We start from the raw sequence: 266 nt of genomic DNA, 5'->3' as shown, positions 1-266 counted from the left end.
GGTCGCGGACCAGCCGAACCAGAACCCGAGCCTGCGCGCACGTGTCGAGGGGATACTGGTCAGTGGCCTTCCAGACAGGCTTGTCCCGGCCGAGGAAGTGGCATCTGATATTGGTATGAGCCCGCGCACAATGGCCCGCAGATTGAAAGACGAAGGTCTGACTTTCCGCAGTATTGTGGATGACCTGCGGCTTGATCTTGGCAAAACCTACCTCAAATCCGGGATCAGCGTCACCGAAGTGGCGTTTCTTCTGGACTATGCAGACA

The 266-nt window shown here is 57.5% G+C and carries 1 protein-coding gene; it reads left to right on the top strand.

Going from position 1 to position 266, the window contains the following annotated elements:
• The coding region (locus tag Q4563_RS20270) for a helix-turn-helix domain-containing protein (RefSeq protein ID WP_303605794.1) at nt 1-266 on the top strand (266 nt) is incomplete at both ends.

The sequence above is a fragment of the Gilvimarinus sp. 1_MG-2023 genome (assembly GCF_030548285.1).
The sequence above is the reverse complement of the archived record's forward strand: the minus strand, read 5'-3'. Positions and strand labels throughout refer to the sequence as shown.